General features: G+C 48.5%; 5 protein-coding genes. 4 read left to right on the forward strand and 1 reads right to left on the reverse strand.

The features are described from left to right. Positions 1-12 precede the first annotated feature (12 nt). Positions 13-522 carry a caspase family protein gene (locus GKAS_RS22570; protein ID WP_035897673.1) on the reverse strand — a complete coding sequence of 170 codons (510 nt, stop codon included), beginning with the start codon at positions 520-522 and terminating at the stop codon, positions 13-15. Between the two features lie 769 nt (positions 523-1291). Here GKAS_RS22570 and GKAS_RS22575 point away from each other — a divergent pair. The 4 genes from GKAS_RS22575 to GKAS_RS22590 form a co-directional block, all read left to right on the forward strand. After that, positions 1292-2167 (forward strand): integrase domain-containing protein, encoded by an 876-nt coding sequence (locus GKAS_RS22575; RefSeq protein ID WP_035897674.1) that lies wholly within the window; start codon positions 1292-1294, stop codon positions 2165-2167. Beyond that, on the forward strand, positions 2164-3156 hold the full coding sequence (locus GKAS_RS22580; RefSeq protein WP_035897676.1) for a primase-helicase zinc-binding domain-containing protein: 993 nt from the start codon (positions 2164-2166) through the stop codon (positions 3154-3156). The genes GKAS_RS22575 and GKAS_RS22580 overlap by 4 nt, the downstream gene beginning before the upstream one ends. Positions 3157-3159: 3 nt before the next feature. Further along, a complete protein-coding gene (locus tag GKAS_RS22585; protein WP_035897677.1) occupies positions 3160-4212 on the forward strand; it encodes a helicase RepA family protein in 1053 nt (350 codons plus the stop codon). 294 nt (positions 4213-4506) lie between these two features. Continuing rightward, positions 4507-5199: KAP family P-loop NTPase fold protein (locus GKAS_RS22590; RefSeq protein ID WP_035897678.1), on the forward strand; the 693-nt coding region annotated here is incomplete at its 3' end.

The raw sequence follows: 5199 nt of genomic DNA on the forward strand, positions 1-5199 counted from the left end.
CTCAACTTATTATCAGCGTAAGAATACTAGCAAACTTTCCGAAGAATACATAAAATAACATTTATCGAAACTCTGTTTAGATGTATTGATATACTTATCAAAAGCCGTTGGATCTTTGATGTATGGGATCCCAGAGTTACAAGCATCTACTATTTTCACAGTTAATTTAGGGGAGATTGATTTGATGAGAATATCTAACTCTGAGTTTTCTAGAGATGTTGATTTAATCCTTTTCGAATCAAAGTCACTCATTATATAATGAAATTCTTCACCATCAAAATAGCCATGCCCACTAAAATAGAAAAGAAGCTGATCAACTTCCTTCCCGAAATTACCTTGCAAAAATGATGTTAATTTAGCCTTAACCGTTTGTGTGTTTGTTTCGTTGTCGATCATTAATATCGAGTCATAATTATTACCAATCGATACCAGTGAATTCATCAATAAAACATCATTCTTACTTGCCATTAAATTTTGCTGAGAATCATACTCACTAACACCAATCAAAATAGCAATTTTCATAGAAACCTCTTAAAGCGTGATGTAACCGTCATATAACAGTAACTTCCAATGGTTAACCCAATGAATCTTGTCAGAATTTCACTACGCTTACTCATTAATTTCAAGCGTAATTAAAATTTTCAAATCCCAAAAACAGTTTCCCACAGCTTTCCCCCTCCCCCAGATCTACCCTATCCCCAACTCATAGCAGTACCCCTAAAAGCTTCCTGTTCTAAGACGAACTGCGACTTGTAAGAAGCGCCTTTGGCGGTCAGCCCCCCGGTCAACCAGGGAACGAAGCGTGGTCTGAAACTGACCTCCTGTCTCGATACAGGTGACCACACCCTTTATCGCTACCCTGTTGCAAGCGTAGCGACAGACAGAACGCTGTAGAGAAGTCGGACGGCATTGCCGAAGGCTTTGCGTCCGTACTTCCTGCTGAATTTGCAAAACGCGGCGTCACTTTTAAGAGCGTAAGCGAGTGAAAGTGACGCCAGCGCGCAGATCAGCTTCAACCCAGCTACTGCCTGCAAATTCACTGCAACAAACAGGCTGACACTCAAACAGATGTCAGAAATTCACTTACCAGGAGGAGAAACCAGCACTACCGAACCGATACCGGAGGACAGGTTATTTTACCTGTGGGGATATACCTGCCTGAGCAGGCGGCTGCATTCGTGCATCACCGTACCCCGTCATACCTCATCCGCGCATTCTCCGGCGCACCGGTATCGTTCAGCACAGCACGCTGTGTCCAACCGCGCGTCGGAGAATTGAGTGGAGAGTAGCTATGTCGAAACTTACAAAACGCATGGAAAAACTCGCCCTGCTGGCTGGCGGCAGTTTTAAAACAGTCCATGATCGCCTCCGCATCGCCGGGCGTTTAAGCCAGCATCTGCACAAGCTGAATATCCAGATTCAGGATCTCCAGCATCTGAAATCGTCACATATCGAAAGCTACGTGATGGCGCGACGGGAAGCAGGCATTACGCCACGCACGCTACAAAACGAGATGGCTGCCCTGCGCACCATCCTTGCTCAATCTGGACGTCAAAAATTTGCCCAATCGGAGCGCATCACCAATAAAGCGCTCGGGCTGGGTAACGCCAGCCGGGCAGGAACGCATTTGCCATTAACCTCAGAACGTTGGTTGTCGGCGCTGTCTGCTTTTCATGAAAAGGATGAAGGGCTGGCTCTGACGCTGGAGCTTGCCAGAGCAATGGGTTTGCGTTCACAGGAAGCGGTGCAGTGTTGTCAGTCTCTGAAGACCTGGGCCGCTGCGTTAGAGCGTGGAGAAAACCGATTGCAGGTGGTTTTTGGCACCAAAGGCTCCCGTTCCCGCCAGACGGTGGTGCTCGAACCTGAAAGGCTACGCAACATCCTGAACCGGTCTATAACCCTGATGGCACAACGCGGGGGACGTTTGCTCAATAAACCCGATCTGCGCGCCGCAATGAATTACTGGCGTGGCAGCGCAGTTCGCGCAGGACTGACTGGCCACTATGCACCACACAGTCTGCGCTATTCATGGGCGCAGGAGGCGATGGCGCACTACCAGAGACAGGGGCTCAGCATAAAGGAAGCCAGGGCGATGGTTGCGATGGATCTTGGTCACGGCGATGGACGAGGCCGCTACATCCAGAGGGTATACGGGAGGGAATCATGAGCAATTACGTTTCTATCATCTCCGAGCGAGTACGCAATACCTGGCCAAAAATATTTGAAAAACTTGGCATTCCCATTCCACCAAATCATCGCCATGGCCCTTGTCCCTCTTGTGGGGGTAAGGATCGCTTCAGGATGGATGATCTGGAGGGGCGCGGCACATGGTTCTGCAATCAGTGCGGCGCAGGTGACGGACTGGATCTGGTTTCCCTATGTTTACATTGCGGACTGGTTGGCGCCGCCGAAATGCTGCAGGACATGGATCTTGTTCCACCGTTTTCGCCGTCTCCGCCAGCCAGGGAAAAATCACAGGCTTTGAATATGGAATCGCGTATTAAGACACTGCTTCGTCATTGCGAATCCGGAGAAGCGCCGTATCTGACAACGCGAGGCTGGCGACGAGCCCAGTGGCTTCTGACTGAGGGTAGTAGCCGGACAATCTGCAGCGTGCATTTCGGGGCGGGTACGCTGGTATTGCCAATTCGAAATACAGGCGCGCAGCTGACAGGTGCGCAGTTCATTCATCCTGGAGGGAAAAAGTACCTGCTGCCCGGTAGCCATCTGAAGGATTGTTTTTGCCCGGTACATCAGGCGAGCCGCAACGGTAGACCGGAACCCTGGGCACCGGACAACAAACCACCGGAAGGCATCATCATTACCGAAGGATATGCAACCGCGCTTGCGGTCTCATGCCTTCATCATTTTCCGGTCGTTGCTGCCCTGTCGGCGCACAACCTGAAAAATGTGGCCATCGCTTTCCGGGCGCAGTGGCCTGAATGCCACCTTATCCTGGCTGGCGATAATGATTGCAGTCAGGAGAAAAATACCGGGTTGCTGAATGCAACCGCCGCTGCCGAGGTAGTGAAGGGCTGTGTGGTTCTCCCTGCAGACACCACATTGAGCGACTGGGATGAATTTTACCGTCACTACGGTGAATCCATTTCCCGGATTGTGTTCAACCAGCAGCTTCCTGCAAATCTCAGGTCGTAAGCCATGACAGCATCAGACCGTACTCTCACCACCTCCCTTCCGCTGCGCAGGGGCTCAGAAGGGTTTAACACCAGTCAGGATTATCTGGTGAAAGGACTCATTCCCGCCGGGGCGCTGTGCAGTATTTACGGCCCCGGCGGCTCTTTTAAATCCTTTCTGGCGGTATCGCTGGCGTGCCATATTGCCAGCGGTACGTCATGGGGCGGAAGGCGAGTCAATCAAGGGGCTGTGCTGTTTATCGCCGGAGAAGGAGGAACCGGTGTATCACGACGGATCCGCGCCTGGGAACTCAGCGTTAATGACGAGATGGCGCTCGATAACCTGTTTCGCGTCGACTGCCCGATCTTTCCAGCCGCTCCGGGAAGCATCGAACAGGTGATCCTGGCGACGCAGGACATTCAGAACATGACCGGAATGCCGGTACGGCTAATCATCCTCGATACGCTGGCTCGCTGTTTTGGTAACTCAGATGAAAACACCGCACGGGATATGGGCGCATTTATCCAGGGTTGCGACGCCATTCGGTATCATACGCGCGCGGCGATGATGGTCGTTCATCACTCAGGTAAGGATCAGGAACGAGGCGCACGCGGTTCAAGTGCTTTTCAGGCCGCGCTGGATGCCGAGTTTAACGTCAGGCGCGAGGGACGTCGCAACGCTATCACCCTGAGTTGTACAAAGATGAAAGATGCGGAGATGCCGGAGGTCACCGCCTACGATCTTGAGGAAGTCGTTATCTATACCGATAGCGATGGCGAACCAGTGACCTCGCTGGTACTGAACGACGAGCCCCGGCAACCTGACGATGACTTACTGAGTAGTGGCATACCACCCGGCGTACCTCATATCACCCGCAACCATACGGCGCTATGGCGCTGTATTAACCAACGCATCAGCCAGAATAAGCCCTGTACCCGCGCGCTCTTGCGCGACGATCTACGGGCTAAGGGAATTAACGTCGAGAAGAAATTTTCGCGCTGGCTGGAGAAGCTGATGCGCGAGCAATTGATTGTGCTCGATGGAGAACAGATCCGGCTCCCGGATACGGGGGAATGATGGTGGAACCCGGAATATGTGGTGGATACACTGGCAGATACTCGACTCCCCCACATTATTCACCTTTAACAGCGAAAAATGGGGGATGCCCTTTCAACCCGCACCATTGCTGGGACCATGGAATTCACCTCAGAGAATATGGGGGAGCTAGGAAAAAGTAGGTAGGGGAATCAACCACAACCAATTCACCAAATGAATGAATATTTCAGTTATCACACTTATTAATTTTTTGAAGATAAGTTTTTAGGTCTTTAGATATCAGAAGTATACACTAATAGCTTTTGAGAGCTAAAAATGGAAAACACTGAAATAACTTTTGAATATCGTGATGAATTCAATCGAAAACCAATTGCCGAAAATCTAATAAAATTATTAGATTCAGACATTGATATATCGCCTATGATTATCGACGGGATGTGGGGTACGGGTAAAACAGAGTTTTGTCATAAAATCACAAACTCAATGCAGCACAATAACAAAAAAGTGGTTTATATTAATGCGTTTGCTGAAGATCATGCTGACGCGCCATTATTAACAATACTATCAGCAATAGTATCATTAATTCCAGATGAAAATAACAGGAGGAAGGATTTTATTAAGCAATCCATCCCGGCTATAAAATTTGCAGTTAAAACAACAATGAAAGCTGGAATTTCATGGGTACTAAAACAAGAAGCAGATAAACTTGCAGAGGATTTTCAAGGTGCAATTAGTGAAATTAGCAACACAGCGATCGATAATACTGTAGAAAAGATTTTAACCGATCACATTGAATCACAAAAGAACATACAGACGCTAAAAGACGCACTAATATCAATTAGTAGTGATGAAAACTTAAATATTTTTATTGATGAACTAGATCGCTGCAAACCAAGTTTCGCTGTATCTATCCTTGAATGTATAAAACATATATTTGATGTACCTAATGTTAACTTCATACTCGTTACAAACACTCAACAACTTGTAGCTTCAATAAATCACATTTAT

The sequence above is a fragment of the Kluyvera ascorbata ATCC 33433 genome (genome assembly GCF_000735365.1).
Lineage (GTDB): Bacteria > Pseudomonadota > Gammaproteobacteria > Enterobacterales > Enterobacteriaceae > Kluyvera > Kluyvera ascorbata.

Bases quoted from the DNA above. Each gene is read 5' to 3' on its own strand.
- GKAS_RS22570 (WP_035897673.1), bottom strand. From the start codon at position 522: ATGAAAATTGCTATTTTGATTGGTGTTAGTGAGTATGATTCTCAGCAA.
- GKAS_RS22575 (WP_035897674.1), top strand. From the start codon at position 1,292: ATGTCGAAACTTACAAAACGCATGGAAAAACTCGCCCTGCTGGCTGGC.
- GKAS_RS22580 (WP_035897676.1), top strand. From the start codon at position 2,164: ATGAGCAATTACGTTTCTATCATCTCCGAGCGAGTACGCAATACCTGG.
- GKAS_RS22585 (WP_035897677.1), top strand. From the start codon at position 3,160: ATGACAGCATCAGACCGTACTCTCACCACCTCCCTTCCGCTGCGCAGG.